The organism is Vibrio sp. 1731, from assembly GCF_033339955.1.
In the GTDB taxonomy this organism is placed as follows: Bacteria; Pseudomonadota; Gammaproteobacteria; order Enterobacterales; family Vibrionaceae; genus Vibrio; species Vibrio alginolyticus.
In genome coordinates this window covers 212,173-235,841 of the sequence record NZ_JAWOVO010000002.1, presented here as the reverse complement: position 1 = coordinate 235,841, position 23,669 = coordinate 212,173, and the positions used below count along the sequence as shown (strand labels likewise).

The 23,669-nt window shown below is 49.3% G+C and carries 17 protein-coding genes; 10 read left to right on the top strand and 7 right to left on the bottom strand.

What is annotated here, in order from left to right:
* Positions 1 to 82 precede the first annotated feature (82 nt).
* A complete protein-coding gene (locus tag R7035_RS03755; protein ID WP_262651613.1) occupies positions 83 to 2,038 on the bottom strand; it encodes a U32 family peptidase in 1,956 nt (651 codons plus the stop codon).
* 227 nt (positions 2,039 to 2,265) lie between these two features.
* On the opposite strand from R7035_RS03755, the gene R7035_RS03750 reads away from it, so the two are divergent.
* Positions 2,266 to 2,712 carry a DUF302 domain-containing protein gene (locus R7035_RS03750; RefSeq protein ID WP_318145967.1) on the top strand — a complete coding sequence of 149 codons (447 nt, stop codon included), beginning with the start codon at positions 2,266 to 2,268 and terminating at the stop codon, positions 2,710 to 2,712.
* A gap of 95 nt (positions 2,713 to 2,807) precedes the next feature.
* On the opposite strand, the gene ptsG is transcribed toward R7035_RS03750, so the two are convergent.
* On the bottom strand, positions 2,808 to 4,250 hold the full coding sequence (gene ptsG / locus R7035_RS03745; RefSeq protein WP_017447155.1) for a glucose-specific PTS transporter subunit IIBC: 1,443 nt from the start codon (positions 4,248 to 4,250) through the stop codon (positions 2,808 to 2,810).
* A gap of 265 nt (positions 4,251 to 4,515) precedes the next feature.
* Here ptsG and R7035_RS03740 point away from each other — a divergent pair, with 265 nt between their 5' ends.
* Genes R7035_RS03740 through R7035_RS03730 form a run of 3 tightly spaced genes read left to right on the top strand, consistent with a single transcriptional unit; the run spans position 4,516 to position 7,890 of the window.
* Entirely contained in the window at positions 4,516 to 5,223 is a 708-nt protein-coding gene (locus tag R7035_RS03740) for a response regulator (RefSeq protein WP_005383484.1), read from the top strand.
* Positions 5,213 to 6,643 carry an ATP-binding protein gene (locus R7035_RS03735; protein ID WP_005500050.1) on the top strand — a complete coding sequence of 477 codons (1,431 nt, stop codon included), beginning with the start codon at positions 5,213 to 5,215 and terminating at the stop codon, positions 6,641 to 6,643. Before R7035_RS03740 ends, R7035_RS03735 begins: the two co-directional genes overlap by 11 nt.
* A 2-nt stretch (positions 6,644 to 6,645) precedes the next feature.
* Positions 6,646 to 7,890: an ABC transporter substrate-binding protein gene (locus R7035_RS03730; RefSeq protein WP_086047188.1), complete on the top strand. Its 1,245-nt coding sequence runs from the start codon at positions 6,646 to 6,648 to the stop codon at positions 7,888 to 7,890.
* 74 nt (positions 7,891 to 7,964) lie between these two features.
* On the opposite strand, the gene R7035_RS03725 is transcribed toward R7035_RS03730, so the two are convergent.
* The 5 genes from R7035_RS03725 to R7035_RS03705 are packed head-to-tail and all read right to left on the bottom strand — an operon-like array spanning position 7,965 to position 15,213.
* Positions 7,965 to 9,167: a type III PLP-dependent enzyme gene (locus R7035_RS03725; RefSeq protein WP_086047189.1), complete on the bottom strand. Its 1,203-nt coding sequence runs from the start codon at positions 9,165 to 9,167 to the stop codon at positions 7,965 to 7,967.
* Entirely contained in the window at positions 9,160 to 10,989 is a 1,830-nt protein-coding gene (locus R7035_RS03720) for an IucA/IucC family protein (RefSeq protein WP_262651619.1), read from the bottom strand. Before R7035_RS03720 ends, R7035_RS03725 begins: the two co-directional genes overlap by 8 nt.
* On the bottom strand, positions 10,961 to 12,166 hold the full coding sequence (locus tag R7035_RS03715) for an MFS transporter (RefSeq protein WP_262651621.1): 1,206 nt from the start codon (positions 12,164 to 12,166) through the stop codon (positions 10,961 to 10,963). The genes R7035_RS03720 and R7035_RS03715 overlap by 29 nt, the downstream gene beginning before the upstream one ends.
* A 6-nt stretch (positions 12,167 to 12,172) precedes the next feature.
* A complete protein-coding gene (locus tag R7035_RS03710; protein ID WP_262651623.1) occupies positions 12,173 to 14,005 on the bottom strand; it encodes an IucA/IucC family protein in 1,833 nt (610 codons plus the stop codon).
* Positions 14,002 to 15,213: an acetyl-CoA carboxylase biotin carboxylase subunit family protein gene (locus R7035_RS03705; RefSeq protein WP_262651624.1), complete on the bottom strand. Its 1,212-nt coding sequence runs from the start codon at positions 15,211 to 15,213 to the stop codon at positions 14,002 to 14,004. Before R7035_RS03705 ends, R7035_RS03710 begins: the two co-directional genes overlap by 4 nt.
* A 250-nt stretch (positions 15,214 to 15,463) precedes the next feature.
* On the opposite strand from R7035_RS03705, the gene R7035_RS03700 reads away from it, so the two are divergent.
* The 6 genes from R7035_RS03700 (at position 15,464) to fecE (ending at position 23,553) form a co-directional block, all read left to right on the top strand.
* Positions 15,464 to 17,500: a TonB-dependent receptor gene (locus tag R7035_RS03700; protein WP_053303932.1), complete on the top strand. Its 2,037-nt coding sequence runs from the start codon at positions 15,464 to 15,466 to the stop codon at positions 17,498 to 17,500.
* Between the two features lie 120 nt (positions 17,501 to 17,620).
* The gene (gene pvuA, locus R7035_RS03695; RefSeq protein WP_132936228.1) at positions 17,621 to 19,759 is read left to right on the top strand and encodes a TonB-dependent siderophore vibrioferrin receptor PvuA; all 2,139 of its coding nucleotides are present in this window, start codon (positions 17,621 to 17,623) and stop codon (positions 19,757 to 19,759) included.
* Positions 19,760 to 19,860: 101 nt separating this feature from the next.
* Positions 19,861 to 20,784, top strand: coding sequence for a Fe(3+) dicitrate ABC transporter substrate-binding protein FecB (locus tag R7035_RS03690; RefSeq protein WP_054578604.1), 924 nt, complete (start codon positions 19,861 to 19,863; stop codon positions 20,782 to 20,784).
* Between the two features lie 74 nt (positions 20,785 to 20,858).
* Positions 20,859 to 21,818: a FecCD family ABC transporter permease gene (locus R7035_RS03685; RefSeq protein ID WP_411913235.1), complete on the top strand. Its 960-nt coding sequence runs from the start codon at positions 20,859 to 20,861 to the stop codon at positions 21,816 to 21,818.
* Entirely contained in the window at positions 21,815 to 22,786 is a 972-nt protein-coding gene (locus tag R7035_RS03680; protein WP_132936230.1) for a FecCD family ABC transporter permease, read from the top strand. The genes R7035_RS03685 and R7035_RS03680 overlap by 4 nt, the downstream gene beginning before the upstream one ends.
* A 2-nt stretch (positions 22,787 to 22,788) precedes the next feature.
* Positions 22,789 to 23,553, top strand: coding sequence for a Fe(3+) dicitrate ABC transporter ATP-binding protein FecE (fecE, locus tag R7035_RS03675; protein WP_054575393.1), 765 nt, complete (start codon positions 22,789 to 22,791; stop codon positions 23,551 to 23,553).
* Positions 23,554 to 23,669 lie beyond the last annotated feature (116 nt).

Genomic DNA, 23,669 nt, shown 5'->3' with positions numbered 1-23,669 from the left:
CAAGATATGTTGAGAGTGGATGCGTTGTTTAACTTTCAAGTACCGCCTACAACCCCTTCAAATACTGCGCGTTGGCTGTTGGTTAAATCATGGCATTCAGCGTTTGGACGGTTTGTTCGCTGTACTCTTCAAGTAGAGCTAAGAACGCGTCAATCAACTCAGGTTTGCTTGCTGAGACTTTCGTTTCGGTCTGGATATCACGCAGATCGATCAACACATCGGTAAACAATTGCGGCAGATCGTGCAGCACTTGCAGGTTTAAGACGTTGTGCTCGCTGTAGATTGAATTGTGGCTACCTTTTTGTTTTTGCACCACATACGGGTTGTCTTTTAGGTTGATGATCGATGTGCGCTTGTCACAACGCTTCAAACAGCCTTTGTTAACCTTAATTTTGCGGCAACCTTCGGTTTGTTGGAACAAACATTGGCGGCTAGTGAGTAGGGTATTTGGATGATAAATGCTGTAGAAGCTGCGCATGTTTTTCGGACGCTTTATGTGACGCATCTGCTTCATATTCAGCTCGTTAGAAACAAACGCGCCACTTGCCGCGAACTCGTCTTGAAGGCATTTAAACGCGTATGAGTTCACCGTGTTCATTTGTGGGCCAGCCACCCAGCCTAAGCCGAGCTCTTTTGCGATCATGCCGACGCCTGAGTTGTTGGTGATCAACAACTCAGGTTGGATGGTTTCCAAAAATACGCGCGCGGCGTGGTAGTCTTCGCCAATCAAAATGGCCGGGAGCCATGGTTTGAGCATTGGATTGGCTTGGAATAACTCAATCATCGCGCTCAGTTCGCCAGACAATCCCATTGGCAATTGATAGTAAACATCAACGTCGTGGTATTCGCACAGCATGGCTTCTTGTGCTGACGAGATCAGAACCGATAATTTTGGCGCACCTTGGCGAGGTTCTGGTTGAGGTAACGCTGGCAGAGTTGGCACATCAATCGACCCTTTCAAGCTGCTGCCGGATACTTGTGTTGAAGTGACATCGAACGACTTAGTTTGCTCTGCCACTTTCTCAATGATCGCGGTTTTGTCATCGTAGAGTTTCTTTTTCACCGCTTGTACATCATCAGCAGACTGGCATTGGTAAACCTTCGAAAAATGCTTTACAGCATGGTCGCGCGGGTTGTCGATGTACATCGCCTTGCCGAAATCACCTTGCAAAAATGCGTTGGAGAAATCACGGTTGAACACCGTGTATAACTCTGTGGTGTCTTCAGAGAGTTCCAAACCCTCGCACAAGCGATCAATCTGTTTACGCCAGTTATCGACCACGGTGTACACGTAGTGGGATTTCTTAATGCGGCCTTCCACTTTCAACGAATACACACCCGCATCAGCAAGCGCTTCTAAATCGCTAAATGCGGAGTTGTCTTTCATATTAAGTGGGTAGTTGTTGCCTGTTTTGGTCGTTTCGTACTGTTCGCGACAAGGTTGACTGCAACGTCCACGGTTACCTGATGCACCATTGCGAGCGGAACTGATATAGCAAATTCCGGAGAATCCGATGCAGTATGAGCCGTGGACAAACACTTCCATCATTACGTTGTGCTCGCGACCAAATTGCGCCAGATGTTTTATTTCATCGATGTTAAGTTCGCGAGATAAGTTTACTCGGCTTGCGGTGAGCTGGTTGAGAAAGAGGATCTGGCCTTCGTTATGCGTGTTCAGTTGTGTTGAAGCGTGCACATCCAAATCGGGAAAGTGATGTTTGAGAATGTAGGCCAGACCGAGATCTTGCACGATCACGCCATCGATTTTGGTGGTGTTCAGTTGGCTGAGTAAGCGAACAATCGCCGGAATTTCACTTTCTAAAATCAGCACATTCAACGTTAGGAAAATCTTACAGCTGTGCTGATGGGCTAACGTTAACACGCCATTTAAGTTATCTAAGGTGAGGTTGGTCGCTCGGTTACGAGCATTGAAGCGGTCGAGCCCACAGTAAATTGCATCGGCGCCAGCGGCAATGGCGGCTTTGATGGAATCTAAATCACCACCGGGTGCTAATAACTCAAATTGATCGCGTGTCACTACTTTTCTCTTTCTTACTAAAATAGGCTGCAAATGTTACGTATTTCACGCTTTTGATGCTCGGCTAGTTAATGCTTTATTAATCTGAATCAATTTATCCGTGTTACACGGTCGACTCTTGAGTGGGTAGAGTGCAATTCGCGATAGCGGAATCTGACTTCTATAGTTTTCCTACACTTGGTTTTTCTATATCTAGTTTTCGACTCAGAGAGAGGAAGGGACGACAAATGAAAAAAGTAATCATCGGGTTGGTCGTGGCGTTGACGTCATTGAGTGCGTTGGCTGGTGAGGGCGTGGTAACCGTTGCGAGCACACATTCAGCAAAAGATACGGCGGATAAATTTGTCGCTATCGCGCAAGAAAAAGGGTTGAACGTCTTTGCGCGCATTAACCATCAAGAGAATGCCACGAAAGTCGATATGACGTTGCGACCAACTGAAGTTATCGTGTTTGGAAACCCTAAAGTGGGCACACCACTGATGATCTGTGCGCAGGAGGTGGCGCTCGATTTACCCCAAAAAGTGTTGGTGTATGAAGATGCTGAAAGCAAAACGTGGTTAGCTTACAACGATCCGATGTATTTAAAGCAGCGCCATCATATTGAAGGCTGTGACGAGGTATTGAACAAAATCAGCGGCGTGCTGGGCAATTTAACCCACGCGGCGGCGAAGTAGGGCTGGTTATTGGCTTCGCTTTTTTTACTCCGAAAACGAAAAAGCCAACCTCACAAGGAGGTTGGCAAATCTTACCTAGATTGGGGGAGGTAAGATCAGGAGGTGGCGAGTACGCTGTGCACTTCTGACTTAATTGAGTCAGACTGCGTACCAAAAATCGCTTGTAAACTGTCGCCAATCACTAAAACATCTCGCGCGCCGAGTGCTTTTAGCTTAGCAACATCAACGTTGGCAATGTCTTTCACCGAGACACGCAGACGGGTGATACACGCATCGACTGACTTGATATTGGCTTTGCCGCCCAATGCAGCGACTACATCCACCGCAATTTCATCAGGTTGTCCGGCAATCTTCACTTCTGCAATGTCGGTTTCACGGCCCGGCGTTTTCAGATCCAACTTCACAATTAGGAAGCGGAACAAGCCGTAGTACAGCGTCGCCCAGATTGGACCGATGATGATGAACATCCACGCGTTGCTCGACATTGGGTAGTAAAGGAAGAACTGGATCGCGCCGTGCGCAAAGTCAGTACTGTGTTTGATTTCCAAAAATGCGGTGATCGCAAACGCAATACCAGTTAGGAAAATATGGATTACGTACAGCACTGGCGCGACGAATAGGAAGGTAAATTCGATTGGCTCTGTGATACCAGTTAACCAAGAGGTCAACGCCGCAGACATCATCAAACCGCCGACGATTTTCTTACGCTCAGGAGACGCGCAGTGGTAAATCGCCAGTGCCGCTGCTGGTAGCGCCCACATGGAGTACATAAAGCCACCAGACAGATAACCTGCGGTTTTATCGCCCGCGAAGAAGCGAGTGAGCTCACCAGTAAACTCTTTGCCGGTTTCTGGGTCTACATAGCTGCCGACTTCAAAGAAGAACGGCGCATTCCAGATGTGGTGCAAACCAACCGGGAGTAAAGAACGTTCGCCCGCGCCGTAAACCGCCCACGCGAGTACAGGGTTTTGGTACGCTGCCCAATGAGAGAATGCATCAAGAAGTTGTCCGACAGGTGGCCATGCAAACGCGAGAATCGCACCAACGACGATCGCCGATAAACCGGTGACAATGGGCACAAATCGCTTACCCGCGAAAAAGCCCAAGTACTCTGGCAGTTTGATGTTGTAGAAGCGGTTGTACATGATTGCCGCGACCGCACCAATAAAGATGCCGCCAAACACCCCAGTTTGCAGCGTCTCAACGCCCATGATGGTGGCGTCAGTTTCTAGGCCGCGTAGGCCAGTCACGATACCGAGCGATGCGTTCATAATAATTAGGCCAACTAAGCCTGCGAGCGCAGCGGCACCGTCATTGCCTTTTGATAACCCGAGCGCTACACCGACCGCAAACATCAACTGCATGTTGCCGAACACGCCCTCACCGGCGGCGAGCATCACTTTGTTGACCGCGTCTGGAATAAACGCAAACCCCGCGTTACCAATACCCAGCATCAAGCCAGCCACCGGTAACACCGCCACAGGCAGCATCAACGACCGCCCTATTTTTTGTAGTTGTCCAAATATACTTGCAAACATGGTTTCCTCCTGACGAATGTCAGTGTTGTAGGACCTGATTCCTTCAGGTCATGCTGTTTCACGTAAGGTCAGGATGATCATAGCGAGCAAGGCGGCGCCTAAGGTTACAAAAGGCAATCAGTTTGTAAGTGGCCGCTTACAAATCTCTTACACCGAGAAGTGAAAATTGTAATCGGCTCGATTGTGAATGTGCGTTTAAGAATGCATCATATTGGCCAGCGCCAAACTCAGGGGCAGGCACAGGGACGGACACAGGGAAAGTAGGATGGAAAACAAGCAGATACTGGTCGTCGATGACAACCTCGACCTTCGCGAAGCATTGTCAGATTACCTTGGTCGCGCAGGGTTTGAAGTGCTTTGCGCGGAAAACGGCGGCGTGATGTGGCAACTGCTCAACGATCACCATCCTGATTTAATCATCCTCGATATTATGATGCCCGGTGAAGACGGTTTTACCCTGTGCCAGAAACTGCGCAAAAATTCCGATATCCCGATCATCATGCTGACCGCCGTCACCGAAGAAGCCGACCGAGTCGCAGGGCTAGAAATGGGCGCTGACGACTACATCACCAAATCATTCAGTCCGCGTGAACTGCTCGCGCGCATCAAAACGATTCTGAGACGCAGCCAATCGACCGCCAATAGCAAACTGACGCGTAAAGTGCGTTTTGACGATTGGTTATTAGATACCGTAACCCGGCAACTGACCCACGTTGCTAGCCGCGAGGTTAAGCAACTGAGTGGCGCGGATTTGTCGCTGCTCGGTTTGTTCGTCAACCACGCGCAATCAATATTATCTCGCGATGACATTGCGCGCGAGATCTGGGGACGCGATGCCGACCCGTTTGAACGCGGCATTGACGTGCAGATCAGCCGCTTGCGTCATCACCTTGAAGATAAAGACCGTTCGCTGATCCTAACGGTGCGCAACAAAGGCTACATGCTGACCACGGACGTGCATTATGAGAATTAAACGCTGGACGGGATCACTGGTCGTTCGCACCAGTGTGTTCTTGTTGCTGGTGATCATTCTGGCTCAGGTATTATCCGGGATTATCTGGTATCAACACGCCAGCGAACGCGATAAAGAAGGCCTGACCACCACAGTCAAAAGCTTAGCACTGAGTGCTTCTTCTACCATCGCCTTCTTTCAAACCCTCCCTTCGGAATATCGCCACTTGGTGCTCAATCAACTACGCAACATGGGTGGTACGCGCTTTTTCGTCTCACTCAACAATCACCAGATTGACGTCGACCCACTGCCGGAGAGCGAGCGCAAAACGTTGGTCATCAACCAAGTTCGCGAGGTATTAGAAAGCGAGCTGAGCGGCATTCCTAATATCGAGGTGGAGTTCACCCAGCGCGACAAACTCAAAGTGTTCAACAACGAGCTACCTATCGATGAACTGCCACTATTGTGGGCGCATTATTCGCTTTCGTTTGGTGACCTCAATCCACCCATTCTGGTGATGCAGGTCGAAGTCGCGCAGAACGAATGGTTTTATCTCGCGGCGGTGCTACCCGCGCCTTACATCAACCTAGAGACTAACTATTTTGAGCTGCGCCAATGGCTGACGCTATTGGTGTCCGCGCTAATGCTGTTGCTGTGTACCTGGTTTATCGTTCGCAAAGAAATTCAACCAATTCGAGAGCTGGCAAAAGCCGCAACCCTGATGTCGAGCCGACTAGACGTGCCCGAAGTCTCTGAGCGAGGCAGTAACGAACTGAAAGCGGCGGTACGTGCGTTTAACAAGATGAATCGACGCATCGACAGCCATATTAAAGACCGTGAAATGTTGTTCAGCGCCATCTCCCACGATCTGAAAACGCCGATTGCCTGCCTAAAACTGCGAGCGGAAATGCTGGATGACGACGCCGACCGAGAACGCTTTATCCGCCTGAGTAACGACCTAGATTTGATGGTCAAAGGCGCATTGCAATGCATTAAAGAGACCGATATCCACGAGGAAATCGAGCCGATCAATTTCACCCAACTGATTCAGCACATTTCCTCCAATATCGCCGATGCGCCGGACACAATTCGCATCCACGGCGAAATCCGCACCCACTTTGCTGGTAAACCGTTAGCGATTAAGCGCTGCATTCAGAATCTGGTCGATAACGCGCTCAAATACGGCCATCAAGCGGACATTACGCTGAGTGAAAGCCCAGAGTCGATCCAGATTGAAATTGAAGACCACGGTGACGGTGTTGACGATTTATTACTTGAAAAGCTCTGCCAGCCATACTTCCGCGCTAGCAACGATAAAGAAGGCAGTGGGCTGGGGTTAACCATTTCACAGAGTATTGCAAAGGCTCATGGCGGCAACTTGTTGCTGAGCCATTCTCAGTTTGGCGGCCTCTGCGCCACGCTGACTTTCCCGAGAGACTGACTATGAACAAACTGGCATTCTTGTTCCCACTGTTGCTCGCCCCTTGCGTCGCTCACGCTGAGTCGCCACAAGGGGTAGAGTTTTTACATTGGTGGACTTCTGACGGCGAACAGCAAGCGCTGCAAACACTCAAAGCTCAGCTAAAACGGCACGATATTGAGCTGCTGCAAAGCCCGGTGCTAGGCGGTGGTGGCGACAGCGCGATGACGGTACTGCAAGCTCGCGCGCTGGCGGGCAACCCACCGAGCTTCGCGCAAATCGAAGGGCCAAGTATTAAGGCGTGGGATGCCATCGGTATTTTGCACAACGTCAACGCGGTAGCGGATGAGCAGCGCTGGGACGAGGTGCTCTACCCGCTATCTATCGAAATCAATAAAACACAAAACGGCTATATCGCCCTGCCACTTACGCTGCACCGCTTGAACTGGTTGTGGGTCAACCACAAGCTGCTTAAACAACTGAATCTTTCCGCGCCGAAAAATTGGCAAGAGATGTTCGCTGCCATGGAACTTGCTAAGCACAATGGCATTGTACCGATCGCAGTCGGTGAGCAGCCGTGGCAAGTCGCCCAACTTTTCGAGAACTTAGTGATCTCCACTGGCGGCGTTGAGTTCTACACCAATGCAATGGTTAAGCTTGAGCGAGACAGCATCGACAGCGAAAAACTGCGCCAAGCGCTGACGCAATTTCGTCGCCTGAGCTTGTTGATCGACAACCAATTACCTGACAGTAAGTGGGATACGGCGACCCAAGCGTTAGCCGACGGTCAAGCACTGTTTCAAATCGGTGGAGATTGGATTTTAGGTGAGCTGCTCGCCAATCAAGTCTCAGTCCCGCAAGAGGTCGGCTGTTACCCAACGCCGGACAGCGATGGTGTATTCCTCTACAACATGGACAGCTTGGTGTTTATGTCGAGCAAGTCGTTTTCTGCCGAGGCGGCTCAGCAAACCGCAAGCGCACTGGCAGACGTCGAGTTTCAAGCTAAGTTCAATAAGGTAAAAGGCTCGATTCCGGTACGCACCGATATCAACATCAGCGATTTTAATCCGTGTCAGGTCCAGTCATATCAAGACTTTCACTACGGCGTGAAACACAACCTCGCTGTGCCGAGTATGATTGATTCGATGGCGGTCAATCCGGTTGCTCAGCAAGCGATAAACTCGGAAATCTTCCGTTTTTACCGCAATCCCAAAATGGAACCCGACGAGCTGATAAAACGCATTATTGCTATTTCGCAAAGCGGTTAATGGCAATGAATTTGTGCCGAGATGGAATAAAAAAGCCCCAATGATTGGGGCTTGAGTAAAGCGAAGTATGCCGTTTAAAAATAGTGGAAGATCGGCGGTTCATGCATCAAGAAGTTTTGATGGGAGATGTTCCACGCATAGGCGCCCGCTAAGGTAAACACAACATAATCACCAATATCGACGTGGGCGACGTGTTGATTGCGTGCCAGCACATCTTTAGGCGTACAAAGCTGGCCGACAAAGGTCGCTTGTGTATGCTGAATTGGGTGAGAAATTTCGTGGTGTTGCTCGTTTTTCAGGATGACGAATGGATGATCATGGCTCTGCGCTGCTGGCGTGCGGAAGTGGTGAGTTCCTCCGCGTGCGATGACAAAGTTTTCGCCAAGATTTTGCTTAATATCCAGCACTTCCATCACGTAATAACCGCATGCCGCTGTGATGAACCGTCCGCATTCAAAACGCAGTGTCCAATCTTGAACTTGCTCTTTAGCGATGAGGAATTCCAACTTGTCGCAAAACTCCATCCACGGAAAGTGTTGCTCAGGGTTTTGGTAGTTGATGCCCATGCCGCCGCCCAAGTTGATCATTAGCTCACCGAGTTCGAACTCCTGTTGCCACGCTTTTACGACTTGGAAATAGCGCTGCATTAACGCTAAGTGACGCTCAACATCGAGCTGATGCGACATCAAGTGAAAATGGAAACCTTTCAGTGACACTTGCGGGAAATCGCGCAGCAACATCAAAGCATTACTCAGTTCGGACTCGTCCAAACCAAAAGGAGTTGGCTTGCCGCCCATCGCCAACTTGCTGAGCGTGATGTCGCCAATATCGATGTTCATACGCAAAAAGATCGAAGTAGGGTGGTTGAGGCGCTCGGTTAGTGCTCCAATGCGCTTTAGCTCGGTGAGGCTTTCGACATGAATCGCATCGACATCCAGCTCAATCGCTTGTTGCAATTCACTTGGCATTTTTCCTGGGCCGCCGAAGATCAATGGCTTATCGAGTTGTTGCTGGTGGAGGTGTGCCAGCTCCCCGCCAGATGCCGCTTCAAAACCATCGACATACGGCGCGAGCGTTTTGAGAACAGGGCCTGATGGATTGGCTTTGGCTGCGTAAAATAGCTCGACATTTTTCGGCAAAACGTGACGCAGTTGTTTGATGTGTTCTTCTAAGGCGTTTAGGTCATACAAGTACGCGCACAAGGGTTGATTTTGCTGCTGTGCGAGCGTGTGAACTTGTTGGCAAACGCGTGTCGGTAGAGAGAGTGAATTAGACATGTTGCGCTCCTTTTTCGTGTTTCTGCCAAGGCGCGGCGACTTGGGTATAGCCCGACTCCTTATCGGCTTTTTGCATCAAACGCGTGGTGAAATTATTTTTGCTTGGGAAGTGACCGCCATTCTGCAACGCTTCTAGTTCCGGCTGTTTTCCATTCACTGACTGCCAACGCACAATGGCACTTTGCACCGCATTCCACAACGTTTGCTCTAGTGGCTCATCACCTTCTGCGATGAAGAAAATCGCTTCGCTGATGTTGTTGATAAAGGTGCAGTATCCGATGCGATTCCAGCCTTGTTCGCGACTGTAGTAAACCGATTGTCGCGCGCGTTCAGACAAGTCAGTTAATGTTTCTGCTGGCCAGAACTCCGGCAGTAATTTAGTGCCTTCCAAATCACGAATCCAAACACAACACGGCATCTCTTGCTCAAAGCCAATTAAGGTGTTTTGCAAATGCGGCTCAAACGCCACCCCGTGTTTGAAGTAGTAATTAAACACGCCCGGGATCAGGCAATGCAAATAGCGTTCAAACCACAGTGTCGCGATGTCGGAATAGCGATTTTGCGTAGTACGCGCTTTGTTTTTAAGGCGTTGAGCAATGCAACTGTTGCCGTTTTTGTCGTAAGCAAACAGAGCGCCAGCGAGGGTTGGTTTTAAGATGTCGACTTCGCTCAGCGAGAAATTTTCGCGGTATAAAATCCCAAACGATTCGCGCGCTTTGGTGTTGTCGTCCCAGTTGTGCTCAGCGACACTTTCTAGATTCAACGTGGTGGCGTAAGGCTCAGTCATCACTTTAAATACGGGGTTGTGCAGCTGTTCGTTTTCTCTAATTGGTTTAAGAATCGACGTGAGCTGCACGGCGCTGTCGAGTTCGTACCACGCGTTTTTGCGCACGCAATTGGTTAATCGTACGTTGATGGAGAATTTCGCAAACCAATCCATATCTGGGTGGTAGAGGGTACGAACTGAAGAGGTCGGCTGCATCTTTTCACCACCTAAACCCAGTGGCGTGATCTTGCCTTGTTCAATGGCACGCTTCACGCTTGGGTTGCTCAAAATGGTGTAGCTTTCCCAAGGATGACAAGGGTAGAGGGTCTTCCCATTGCTGGTGGCGTGTTGTGGCGCGAGCTGTTGTAGCATGTGCTGAGCAGGGTTAGCTTCTCCGTCGGAACTCAGCACATCAAGTAAGGACGTATCCACTTCAAACCAGTACAGCGGGACTTGCGCGCCGACTTCTGGAGAAAACGCCAAGAGATCATCCATGGTGACGCCCGAACGACTTTTTGGGGTCGGATGGAAAGTATGCCCCCAAATCAGAGACTGTTCCGAAGCGATAAACTCGTTGTGATGCGATTTGGGCGCGACGTTGAGAAACTGCTCGGTAACCAGCACGCTATTTTCCAGTTGTTCGATCAGCTCATGGTTAAATGGGATCGCCAATACCTGCTTGAGATAGTTAAGCAAAAGCGTAAGAGTTTGCGTGGCATCCAATTTCGCCCAACCAGATCCCGGCATTTTCGCCCACGGCAGTTCTGCCAATTTGATTTTGCCCAGTTTGCTCGCGTAGTGAATCGGCAAAACCAGCACGCCATTTTGTTGAGAAAGATGAACGGCTACCCGCTGCTTGGCGGAATAGTTGCGTTTTAACGTTTGGGGTAGCGATGTCGATTGGTAGTGCCATTCCACTTGTTGATTCGGTAGCGCAAATTCACGTAAGTAACAATTAAGAACACCTATTATCGTGTTGAGTTGGGCCTTCTCGCGATTGAGCTGCACATCATGCGCGCGCAACTCGCTAGTCTGAGAGGATTGAGTTTGTAACATGTTGATTTCCAAATTTTGAATGGAGAACCAGCGCGATCAAGGTGATTACGCTGACTATCGCAGAAAGTAGGAAAGGAACCTCAAGTAGCCCCAAGCTAGAAATGAAAGAAGCGCAAAATCCCGCTGCCACGCCACCCCATTTGGACATGGCATCAAAGCGAGAAAATACTTTGCCACTGAGTTTGCGATCCAGATTGCTCGCAAGATGCTGATGCAATCCGTGATAACAACACACCATCGCGATGCCGAAGATAATTCTCGCAGCAATGAGTGCGGTTTCGGACGCAATCAAATGCAAGGCAGAGCTCACGGCAAGCAATGCAAACCCAAGCCACAACGTGCGCAGCGGTTGATGGCGATTCAACCCATCTGACAACACGTGAATTTTTCCTGCCAGCAACAGATAGACGCCATGCGGCAGTGCGTACAAAAAACCGATCCATGCGTGGTGAGTGATGCCATATTGCTGCACAAATGGCGAGAAATAAGGAAAGGTCACCACCATAGAAAACGCAAACCCAAATTGAGCAAAGAAGATCCAACGAATGGCATGCATTGCGTTTTTCTGTGCAACTGGTTTTTCTTGCTGAGGTACTGAGTTTGGCTTTTCGAGGTTTTGGTCGGCGGGTTTATCCGCTGGCAGTGTTAGCGTGATGCCCATAGCAATTAAAGGCAAAACGCATAACCACAGGTACGCGTTGAGTGGATTGGTTTCGGACAAGCTCCAGCCGAGCCCAATGGGCGCAACGATCAGCGCCAAGCGAGCAGATAGTTGGGTTTTATTGAGTGACTTGCCGAGTGTTTTGGCTTCTTTAATTTGACTAGATAAGTAGCTGTTCGAGGCGGCCATGGTGCCGCCAAAGGTTCCTTGAACAATAAGACCAAACACAAACATGGCGAGGTTGTCTGCCAAGCCGCACAGCGCAAACCCTGCTGCAAGGCCAAGTTGCGCACGCAAGAGTGAGCGGCGGCGACCGTAGCGATCGGCAAAGTTGCCCCAAAATCGCGCTGCCAACGCAGTACAAAACGTAGGTAGGATAAACAATACCCCTGCCCAGTCCGCATCAATGCTTGCGCCTAACGTTGGCAACACGACGGGTAGAAATAGCGGCACACCTAACGCGGCAAACGCAGCGATAAAGTGGCACAACAACACACTGTAGATGAGTTTGGTCATAATCGTTTAACGTACGCTTTTTTTGATGGCTTCTATGTAGGCGCGTTGCGCTTCTTCGCTAGAAAGCAGTAAGAAGTTCGGGGCCGACAAACCATAGAACTTATTGATGTCGCTCGCGCCGGAGGCTTCTTTCGAAAGCAAACTGCCAGAGCTCAACAAGTACTTGGCATACAAGTCAGGTGCCTCTTGCAGCAACTCGCGAGCCAGTTTTGTCTCTAACCCTTCGCCTTCTAATCGGTTGAGTTGCTCTGCAATGCTTTTGGCCACGATGGCGTAAAGCGATGCTGAAGAGGCAATGCCCTTCGCTGCCATAGATTCTACAATCGCTGCGATATCCAGTTGCAGTGTGATGGTGGTAAACATCTGACCGAGCGCCAATTCATTGTCGACTTTGATGCGTTGGTCGAGCAGTTCATCGCAATCCACTGGAATTGTTTTTGCGCCGTGTTTTTCGGCAGCATGGTCTGTTGCAAAGCGGAAGCGCTCTGGCCAAACTCGCGCCGCGTCGTTGTCTTTCATCGCGAGCGTCATTCTGCCCTGTTGATCAAATGCAACGATGGCGTTTTGCTGGTTGGACTCCAATGCGATGCCATAACGAAGCCACAAGGTGAGGTGCACTTGGCATAATAGATCGACGTAATCTTGGAACCACGCCAGCGTATCTTGTTGATAGTAATGTTCTGCCAAATGTTCTAAGAACAAGCGGTCGTCAGGCATTGGGCTTGCTAGTGCTGCAACCGGAACTAACGCTTTGTCTTCGCAATGAGTAAGTGGATACTCACGTACGATGTACGCGAAGGTTTTATCCTCGCCGATGTGTCCACCGTGTTTTTCGTTGCAATGGAACAAGCGACTGTTTAAGTCGGCGTCCGTTTGTTCAAGGTGGCTGAGTAGGCGTTCAAACCAGTGGCCGTCATACAGTGTTGAAGGCTTGATTAAGCGAATATTTTTCGTGCCTAGCGATCGCATGATCAGCGGAACCTTGATGTGAATGTGCGGTGCCTCGTTGACGACCACAGTACGAACGGAAAGCGTCGGCGTCACGTCTAGATACGTTAAAGGCGCTTCTATCACACCTTCGGGTAAGGCTTCTAAAGATCGCAGGGTGAGCGGATGTGCAGGGAACAGAACGTGGCTCAGTGCAAAATCAGCAGGAAGCCCCACTTGCTCCATTGTTGGCCAGCAATCAGGTTGTCCGCTGGTTAATGTCACCAGTGATTTTTCAATCGCAATCCAATGCAGAGCAAAGCTTTGTGCGAACTCGGGCGCGTACTTAGCAAGGTCTTCATCGCTCAGGCCAAACTTCGCCCGCGCAGTTGGATAGTACGGATGGTCAAGGTAAGAAGCGATCTGGTCGGCTAGCAGCAGCTTTTTATGCCAAGAACCAAGCTCGGATATTGGTTGAGAAATGTGGTCTGCATGATGATGAAACGCTTGGTCACACAGCGCTTTGTGTTTCTCTGCACATTCCAGTTCTTGAAGGTATCCCGCCAGCAACTCGTGAGAGCTCTCGTGCGCCAGTGTCGTTAGCAGCGCAATCCACTCTTTGTAATGCTGTTGATGCTCGACTTGGCCATTTTTCTCCACCCACCAACCTGGTGGTGTTTCGTCATTGGCGTGAACGTAGCGCCAGTGCTGCATGTAATACGTTGGCGCAACAGGTAAATACAACGTGAAATCAGAGTTGGCAAATATCAGCCAGACTTGCTCGTCTTGAGGAACAATTACCCCTTTTGGCGCGTCTCTACTGAACTTGGCCTTCGACAAAATGCCAAACATGTCTTCGCGCAAGCAAGTGTCGATCAATCGTTGCGTTAGATACAAAGCGTTGTCATTCATGCTGCCACCTCACGAGTCGGAGCGAGATCGAAATTGCTAAGCGCGTTCTGCAGCGCTTGGTCGAGGTTTCGCCCTGATGGTGAGACAATCGAAATTCGGGCGAGATAATCCTTATTGGAATAACTCTGTTGGAAGTGTTCTCCAGCGGTTTTTAGTACCTGTTGCTGAGTGATGATATCGTCATCGTGTTGGATGAAGGAGGTTGAATCTCCATCAATCACACCACTGTGCTCCGCAACCACATAGTGCACGTGCGCTGACCCATGAATTTGGTAATCGCCGGCCAATCTTCGGCCCAAATGCAGACCCAAAATTGTGCTAAACCAACCGAAGTGAGCGAGATTGTTGAGCAAGAATTCGCGGCCATCTCCAATACTGCGGTAGTTAATTTCCACCAGAACCGGGCCATTTTCCGTAATGATAAATTCGCTGTGGCAAACTCCAAAACCAACGCCGAACGCTTTCAGTTGAGCCAAGCAAGCTTCTCGGTGAGCAATGCCGTTTGGTCCGTTCCAGTCTGCGGCGGTTTCGATAAAGTAAGGCGGCTCAGAGAGCGACACATCAAAACCGCCCACGGCGATAAGTTGGTTACCGTCTCCTAAAGTTTCGAGCGTAACCAACGGTCCTTGAAGAAACTGCTCCACCAGAATGGCGGCGTTTGGGTGCTTTTGCCAAAACGCCTCGGAGTAAGCATCGAGCTCGCTTTGGGAGTCACAGCGCTGTACATCTAAACTTGCCACGCCTTCTTTGGGTTTTGCTACGACAGGGAAGGCCATGCCTAATGCCACATTCGAATGGCGATGCAGCAAACAGCTTTGTGTGTTGGGTAAGGATTTTTCATTTAACACCTGTCGAGTTAAGTGTTTGTTTTTGGCCTTTAACGTGACAGACCAATCTTTGGATGGGAGGCCAAAAAATTGCGCGCAGATGGCGGTGGAAGTTTGTAAGTGATCACTATTGCTGAAAACAGCGTCTGGCTTTAATTCATGCTCCGTGATGGTTTCGATGAGTTCTAATGGGTTGAAGACATCACATTCTAGAATGGTATCCGGATTAAAGTGACTATCACGACTCGCCAGCTCTAAATGGCTTAGCTTGTGGTCGGTGATAAGAACGACGTGAAGGTCCATCGCTTTAGCTGCAGGCACAAAGCCGTGAGTGACTGCATCGTTAACGACATGACTTACGATAATCATCGTAGATTTCATGAGCTTTCCTAATTTTCTAACATTTTCTTCTAACGTTGATAAAGTCGCTCACGGTCGTCTTCCAATGTGCCTCTCTCGAGACGGAGGGCAGAAGTTTTAGTGTTTATTGTTATGATATTTGGTTTTTTTTGTTGTTAGTTGTGTTTTTAGGGTAAATAAATATAGAGCATAAAATTAATATTGCAAATAGAAATAATATTTGTTCTTATTTCCATCCGTTGGCTTTATAACAACTAAACGGAATTATGGAATGAATAAATTATTGACCCTGACCCCCTTGGCGGTCGCGATTGGTTCTTCATTAGTAGCACCAAGCGCAGTGGCTTCAGAAGAGACGAACTCAACCCCATCAGCAACTGAAACGATTCAAGTCTTCGGTCATCAGTACGAAGGTTATGCTGAACACATGCCTCAATCAGGCACCAAAACCGATGTGGAATGGCTTGATGTGCCACAAGCGGTATCCGTAGTAACGAAAACAGAAATGCAAGACCGAGGCGCGGTGCGCTTAGTGGATGCGCTAGATGGGGTAGCCGGGGTCAATAACACCTTGGGTGAAGGCAGCCGCGATCAGTTCATGATACGTGGTTTTGATTCACTCAACGATATGTACCGTGATGGCTTGCGAGATGACGGTACGTTGCAGTCTTACCGCAGCTTAGCGAATGTTGAACGCGTTGAAATTGTGAAAGGCCCTGCGGGCGCTTTGTATGGCCGTGGCTCGGCTGGGGGCATCATCAACTTGGTGACGAAACGCGCTAACGGTGAGAATTTTACTCACGTAAACGGCAGTGTAGGTAGCAACAACCAGTATGTCGGTCAGGTCGACAGCTCAATGGCGTTTACAGATAAGGTCAACGGGCGTATTAACTTGGAATACCGTCAAGCCGACTCGTACGTTGATCATGTTGATTCAAACGATTTCTTCATTGCACCGACCATTCGTGTGTTACCAGCGGAAGGTCACACCATTGATGTTGACGTGGAATACGCCCATCAAGAACTAGTGCCGTATCGTGGTGTGCCATCAAAAAATGGCAAGCCAGTTGATTTGCCAGTAAGCACTTACTTTGGCGGCACAAACGACTATCAGGAGTCAGACAGTCTCCGTATTGCGGTGGATTACGAATGGCGTCTGAATGATCAATGGGTATGGAACAACCGAGCGGCATTCAACCATATCGAACTTGAGCAAAAAGGCACGCGTCAGGGCAAAGTGACGGGTAATGAAGTGTCTCAAACCGTCAACAACTTTGGTTACGATCCACGTACTACGACCACTTTACAATCTGAGTTGGTTTGGGAAACCAGGGACAATCAATTGATGGTGGGTGCAGATTTCAACCAGATCGATATCGACCTAACGTTGGCAAGTGACAAAACGCTTCCTCCGCAAAATATCTACGACCCAGTCGTTGGTCCAACGCCTGATCCGGGCTTTAAGCCATTTCGTGACAATACCACCACCACGACAGGTTTGTATGTGCAAGACGTCTATACGTGGGGCGACCTTTCTTTGATCGGTAACGTGCGTTACGACTCGATGGAGCTCGAACAACAAAAAGCGGGCTCAGATAAGGAAAAATTGGATGATGACAAAGTCAGCTACCGTGCTGGTTTGGTATACCGCATCAATTCCGACACATCCGTATACGCCAGTTTAGCGCGCTCTTGGCAGTTACCGTACGCTGGTATCTACATCAATCCAAAATTGGCGGAATTCTTCCACACCGACTTAAAAGAGGTGGGTGCGAAAGCGTACCTTTTGGATAACGCATTAATGTTGAATGCGGCACTGTTCCAGATTGATCAAGAGCAACCACAAACTAACGTGGACGGCGATGTGATCGATAAAATTGAAGTGCGTCACCAAGGTATTGAATTAGAGGCTCGCGGTCAAATCACCAAACAGTGGGACATCTCTGTGGGTTACAGCTACTTGGACGCGGAAGACAAAGCCACAGGCAAAAAGCCGAACGATGTATCAGACCACTTGTTCTCTCTTTGGAGCACTTACCAATTGAATGACAACTGGCGTTTAGGCGGTGGTGTGAAGTACGTGGGCGACCGTTACGCAGGTAACGACGAAGCTGTCGCACTTGGCGATTACACAACGGTGGATTTGATGGCGGCGTACACCACTGGTCGTCACAAAATCCAAGCGAACGCTTACAACATTTTGGATGAGAAATACATTCTTGGCGCAACAAACGGCACGTCTGGCTTAAACCAGATTGGCTACGGCGCACCAGCCGAGTTCATGCTCAGCTACGGATATCAGTTCTAGGCTTTTTGTGCGTAGTTAGCGCCTGTTAGCCGATTTTTTCCTCATATTGAGGATGTTTAGCCCCGAGAGCCTACGGGATGTATTCTGCCCGAGGCTCAATTTCTCGCAAAGGAGATCTTAATGTCTTACCAGAATTTGGATGGTAAAGTGCGTGTACGTGCTGGTTTGTCTACCACTTACAGTGTGCTTGCGATTGCAATCGCTTCTGCCACATCCATGAGCGCGGTTGCCGCTCCTGCTAAAAAAGGACAAACTACCGCGATGGAAACTGTCGTTGTCACTGGTAGTGTGATTGGTAACTCTGAAATTGAAGACGTCAAAGAGTACCCAGGTGCTCGTACCGTCATTACCCGCGATCAAATCGAGAAAACCGCCGCAGGCTCGATTGATAACGCGCTACAGCGCGTGCCGGGTATTAAAGTTCAGGATGAAAGCGGAACGGGCGTATTGCCTAACATTTCCGTACGTGGTTTGAAAGCAAGCCGTAGTGGTCATGCTCAGTTTTTGATGGATGGTGTACCGCTAACACTTGCGCCATATGGTCACACTGGTCAGTCTATCTTCCCAGCAACACTGTCGATGCTTGATCGTATTGACATTGTACGCGGTGGTGCCGCAGTACAGTACGGCCCAAACAACGTCGGTGGTGTGATCAACTTAGTGACCAAACCGATTCCACACACGTGGCAAACTGAAATCAGTAACCGCCTTACCGTGTTTGATGGCGGTGATGCGCCGCTGAATGATTTTTACCTGCGCACGGGCGGCTGGTTAAGCGACACGTTTGCACTGCAGTTGGAAGGTAACTTCCTAAAAGGTGAAAGCTTCCGTGAACATTCCGATACGGACGTGAAGAACTTTCAAGCTAAAGCACAGTGGCTATTGAGTGACACTCAAGAGATTCAAGCATTCCTGCAACGTTACGATGCTGAAACGCAAATGCCGGGCGCACTTTCGCCACAAGACTACGAACAAGATCGTCACCAATCGAAACGTCCTTACGATGATTATGAAGGTAAGTCGACGCGCTGGAGTGTTAAGTACATCCACGATTTGCCATTTGCCGACAGTGCCGAGCTAGAAGTGCTAACGTTTGGCCATAAGTCAGAGCGTCTTTTCAAGTGGGGCTTTAACAGCGCGGGTGGCCATTGGGCGGATCCGGCTCTGCCAGCGACGGACGTTCGTACCTCACCACGTGAATTTACCGTGTATGGTATAGAGCCAAAAATGGCGATGTACTTTGGCGAAGGTAAATCCGTTACTCAAAACTGGATCGTGGGTACCCGTTATGTTAACGAAGACATCGACTACAAACTCACTCAGACTCCAATCGCCGGTGGTGCAACCAGCGTTCCGCGTGATTGGCATTTAGATACGGACGCGTTTGCTGGATACGTTAGCAACGAAATTGGTTTGTTCAATGATACATTGAAGGTAACGCCTGGGTTGCGTGTTGAGTCGGTTCGAATGACGTTTACCGATCGTGGTAAAAAACAAACGGCAGACAACACCGTGACGGAATGGTTGCCAGGTTTGACGGTGGCATACAACTTAACTGACCAGTGGGTGACGTATGCGAACGCGCAAAAATCACTTCGTGCGCCACAAATTGCCTACATCCGAGGTTTGGGTGAAGAAGGTAGCGAACTGGCTTGGAACTACGAAGTCGGCGCGCGTTACACCCAAGATGCGACCAGCTTTAACGCTGCACTTTATCGCATCGACTTTGAGGATCAATTGCAATGGCAAAGTTCAACGCAGACCTTCGATAACATCGGAAAAACACTTCACCAAGGCATAGAGCTTTCTGCTCGTTACGTGCCTGAAGCACTACCTGCACTGAGTTTAGGCGCAAGCTACAACTATCTAGACGCTACGCTTGAAGAAGAAGGCGCGAATAAAGGTAATCAACTGCCTTACACCTCTAAGCATCAGCTTGGTTGGGATGCAACCTACGCATTTTACGGCATGGACACCACGCTATCGGGCTTCTACTTCAGTGACTCGTATACCGATAACGCCAACACCAGTGCCGAAGATGCAACAGGCGCAACGGGTAAAGTACCATCTTACATGGTGTGGAATTTCAATTTGGGGACGGATTTATACAAAGACGACAAAGGCAAGTTACGCATGAATGTTGCGGTGAACAACTTGTTTGACGAGGAGTATTACTTCCGCGGGATTGATACAAGCCCAGTTGGTCGGTACCCAGCTCCGGGACGCTCTTACACACTGGATCTGAACTATCAGTTTTAAGCGTTTCGTTCACCGAGTTTGAAAAGAAAAGTCGCCAATTTACCTTGGCGACTTTGCCGATCTTAGGTACTGGAAAACACTTAGCACTGGAAAAAAGCAAGATGAAAAATAAAAAACAATTTACGATCAAACACTTTTCAACCGTTTTGCTGATGCTGTTGAGCTCAGTTTTTATGTCATTTTCCGCAAGTGCTCAGGTGCGTAGCGTGCAAGATGAGCAAGGCACTTTTGAGCTAGAAGCGATACCTCAACGTATTGTGGTTTTAGAATTTTCGTTTGTCGATGCATTAGCGGCAGTCGATGTCTCACCGGTAGGCGTTGCCGATGACAACGATGCCACACGAGTTATCCCTGCTGTTCGAGCCAAGATTGAACCTTGGCAATCGGTCGGCATGCGCTCACAACCGAGTTTAGAGGCGATTGCGGTGCTCAAGCCGGATTTGATCATTGCTGATGCAGAACGTCATCGTGCGATTTATCAAGATTTGCAGCGAATTGCGCCAACCTTGCTGCTAAAAAGCCGTGGTGAGACATATCAAGAAAATCTCGAATCCGCACACAAAATCGGCGTGGCAATTGGCAAACAAGCGAAAATGACACAACGAATTGAGCAGCACAAACAGACAATGGCGGAGTTCAAACAGCATTTTGCGACACAAGAAACCATTCAGTTTGGTGTGGTTTCTGACAAAGGGATGTGGCTGCATAGCCCGGTTTCTTACGCTGGGGGCGTTTTGAGTACGCTGGGCATCCAAAGCCCGCTGGCTCCATCTGAGCAAAAAGCGTATATCCCAACCAGTTTCGAACTTTTACTAAAAACCAACCCTGATTGGTTGTTAGTTGGACTTTACTCTCAACCAAATATTGTGGATGAGTGGCGCAAAACCCCATTATTTAAGCTGCTAACCGCTGCGAAAAAACAGCAACTTGTTGAGGTCTCTCCTGAGCTGTGGTCGTTAAATCGCGGCATGTTGGCTGCGGAAGAAATTGCCCGTAATCTTGAAGCGTTATTGGAGCGCTCATGAGTGCGTCGATAATCTCAGAAAGCCCGACTTCGGTTAGAAAACCGCATTGGAAAGCGAGCTTGTTTGTCTGTGCTATGGCGTTGTGTACGCTGTCAGGCTATACCGCCTCAATGATTGGCTGGTCTAACTTTTCTTTGAGCGTTAATGACCTGACAAGCTATTGGTTTGCGTTTGATGAGGGCAATATGCTGCATCAAATCCTCGCGACGTTGCGTGCGCCTCGTGCCTATGCTGGGTTATTAATTGGCGCTTCGCTTGCGGTATCCGGAGTGCTGATGCAAGGATTAACTCGTAACCCTTTGGCGTCGCCATCCATTCTCGGCATTAATGCCGGTGCGGCGTGTTTTATGGCCTTGGCGTCCATCGGCGTACCATTCTTTAGTCAATTGAACCCAATCATCAACGCAGTACTCGGCGCGCTACTAAGTGGTGGTGCGGTCATGTTGTTGGGCGGTTTTTTCTCCGCGCGTTCTCACCCATTGCGTTTAGTGCTAGCGGGCATTGCCATCAGTGCACTGCTGATAGGGTTAACTCGTGCGTCGGTAATTTTGGCGGATGACATGGCTTACAGCGTGTTGCATTGGTTAACGGGTTCACTCTCTGCGGTAGATTCTGAGCAGTGGCAGCAACTGTGGCCTTTTGCGACTTTAGGTTTGGTGCTCGCCATGGGCTTAGCGCGAAACTTAAATTTACTCGCGTTGGGGGACGAAGTCGCTGTTGGGCTAGGTGGTAACATTCGTCTTACGCGATTAATCAGTGGTTTAGCGGTTGTGCTGTTGGCAGGTACTAGCGTAGCTATTGCAGGGCCAATTGGCTTTGTCGGGTTGTTAGTGCCGCACTTGGTACGCCCGATTGTTGGTCACAACTATCACATTCTCATTCCGGTTTCCGCCTTGTGTGGCGCGGCACTGGTGACGTGGTCAGATGCTTTATCACGATCGATTGCCTTTCCGGCTGAAACGCCAGTGGGCGTGATTACTGCGCTGTTGGGCACACCTTGCTTTATCGCGATTGCAATGAGGAAATCATCATGATGAATCAAACCAAACTGTTTGCATTAGTTGGATTGTTGCTGATTGCGTCTTCTCTCACGCTGTTTGTTGGCGCGGCGAACATGTCGGCTCAACAGGTTTTTGCATTGCTGTTTTCTTTCTCTGATTCGGACTTTGTGATTCACCAATATCGATTGCCGAGAATGTTGCTCGCCATTGGCGTGGGCGCTGGGTTGGGGCTGTCAGGCGTTTTAGTGCAAGGCGTCATCCGTAATCCACTTGCCTCACCAGATTTAATGGGGATAAGCGCTGGAGCAGGACTGGCGGCTACCGCTTGTTTGGTGCTGTATCCAAATGCGCCAGTGGCAATGTTGCCGATGGTCGCCATGGCGGGAGGCTTGCTTGCTGCTGGCTTTATTGCTGTGCTGGCTTACTGGTCAAAACCAACACCTGCACGTTTGGCGCTGATTGGTGTTGCTGTCAGCGCATTTTTAGCCAGCGGTATCGATTTTCTTCTGATTGTGCACCCTATCGAAATCAACACGGCGATGGTATGGCTAACCGGCAGTTTGTGGGGACGAAACTGGCAACAAGTGCCGTTTATTTGTAGTGCTCTATTGCTGCTACTGCCATTGGCGTTTTGGCTGGCATGGCGGTTAGATGTGATGGGACTGGGAGAAGAAAGTGCCACTACACTTGGCACGAAACCAAGACAGATCCAAATTCTTGCGTTGATTGCTGCCGTGCTATTGGCGAGCATCAGTGTGTCTGTGGCAGGCACGATCAGCTTTGTTGGCCTGCTTGCGCCGCATCTTGCGCGTTTGCTGTTTGGCCACAACCACAAGTTGTTGATTCCAGCCTCTGCAACCCTTGGCGCTTTGTTGGTGATTTGCGCCGATGGTTTAGCGAGAGGCTTACAGCCGCCAATTGAGCTACCAGCGGGAGTGCTAACATCTGTTATTGGCGCACCATATTTCATTTTTCTTTTGTATCGTTATAGAGGTTGGTAAGCATGTTACGAACGCAGAATTTATCCGTCGCGTACGGCAAACAGACCATTATTCCGGATCTCTCTTTGTCGATTCCTCAAGGTAAAATTACCGCACTAGTTGGTCCAAATGGTTGCGGTAAATCGACACTATTAAAAACCTTGGTACGCATCAATAAACCCGCTTCTGGCCAAGTGTTGTATGACGACAAACCACTAAGCAGCTACGGGGATAAACGCTTGGCGCGTTCGTTGTCTTTGCTGCCGCAGATTCTTGTCAGTCCTGAAGGTATTACCGTCAGAAAACTGGTCGAATATGGCCGCTCGCCTTATCTCTCTCATTGGGGCCGGTTAAGTCAACAAGACAAGACCTTAGTCGAGCAAGCAATGCAAGATACTGGCGTGATTGAGTTTGCTGACAAGCCAGTTGAATCGTTGTCTGGTGGTCAAAGGCAAAGGGCGTGGATTGCGATGGTAATGGCGCAAGATACCGACGTAGTGATGCTTGATGAGCCAACCACTTACTTGGATCTCTCTCACCAAGTTGAGCTGATGAAACTCATGAGGCAGATGAACGACAAAGGCAAAACTGTGGTGGTAGTGCTGCACGATCTAAACCAAGCGTGCCGTTACTGCGATCATTTGGTGGTGTTGGAAAAAGGTCAGTTAGTCACGCAGGGAACGCCGCAAGAAGTACTGACAGAAGGCATGTTGGCATCGGTGTTTGATTTACAAGCGAGAGTATTTAATGACCCAATCTCAGGCACGCCGATGTGTGTGGCGGTGTAGGTTTACGTCTTTCGAAAGCTATCTGCAATAAAAACGTCGATCCATAAAAACAAACCCCGCTAGTAACAAAGTTGCTAGCGGGGTTTGTTGTTTTTAAGAGCGTCCTTAATGTGGTG

Bases quoted from the DNA above. Each gene is read 5' to 3' on its own strand.
- R7035_RS03750 (WP_318145967.1), top strand. From the start codon at position 2,266: ATGAAAAAAGTAATCATCGGGTTGGTCGTGGCGTTGACGTCATTGAGT.
- ptsG (WP_017447155.1), bottom strand. From the start codon at position 4,250: ATGTTTGCAAGTATATTTGGACAACTACAAAAAATAGGGCGGTCGTTG.
- R7035_RS03740 (WP_005383484.1), top strand. From the start codon at position 4,516: ATGGAAAACAAGCAGATACTGGTCGTCGATGACAACCTCGACCTTCGC.
- R7035_RS03735 (WP_005500050.1), top strand. From the start codon at position 5,213: ATGAGAATTAAACGCTGGACGGGATCACTGGTCGTTCGCACCAGTGTG.
- R7035_RS03730 (WP_086047188.1), top strand. From the start codon at position 6,646: ATGAACAAACTGGCATTCTTGTTCCCACTGTTGCTCGCCCCTTGCGTC.
- R7035_RS03725 (WP_086047189.1), bottom strand. From the start codon at position 9,167: ATGTCTAATTCACTCTCTCTACCGACACGCGTTTGCCAACAAGTTCAC.
- R7035_RS03720 (WP_262651619.1), bottom strand. From the start codon at position 10,989: ATGTTACAAACTCAATCCTCTCAGACTAGCGAGTTGCGCGCGCATGAT.
- R7035_RS03715 (WP_262651621.1), bottom strand. From the start codon at position 12,166: ATGACCAAACTCATCTACAGTGTGTTGTTGTGCCACTTTATCGCTGCG.
- R7035_RS03710 (WP_262651623.1), bottom strand. From the start codon at position 14,005: ATGAATGACAACGCTTTGTATCTAACGCAACGATTGATCGACACTTGC.
- R7035_RS03705 (WP_262651624.1), bottom strand. From the start codon at position 15,213: ATGAAATCTACGATGATTATCGTAAGTCATGTCGTTAACGATGCAGTC.
- R7035_RS03700 (WP_053303932.1), top strand. From the start codon at position 15,464: ATGAATAAATTATTGACCCTGACCCCCTTGGCGGTCGCGATTGGTTCT.
- pvuA (WP_132936228.1), top strand. From the start codon at position 17,621: ATGTCTTACCAGAATTTGGATGGTAAAGTGCGTGTACGTGCTGGTTTG.
- R7035_RS03690 (WP_054578604.1), top strand. From the start codon at position 19,861: ATGAAAAATAAAAAACAATTTACGATCAAACACTTTTCAACCGTTTTG.
- R7035_RS03685 (WP_411913235.1), top strand. From the start codon at position 20,859: ATGGCGTTGTGTACGCTGTCAGGCTATACCGCCTCAATGATTGGCTGG.
- R7035_RS03680 (WP_132936230.1), top strand. From the start codon at position 21,815: ATGATGAATCAAACCAAACTGTTTGCATTAGTTGGATTGTTGCTGATT.
- fecE (WP_054575393.1), top strand. From the start codon at position 22,789: ATGTTACGAACGCAGAATTTATCCGTCGCGTACGGCAAACAGACCATT.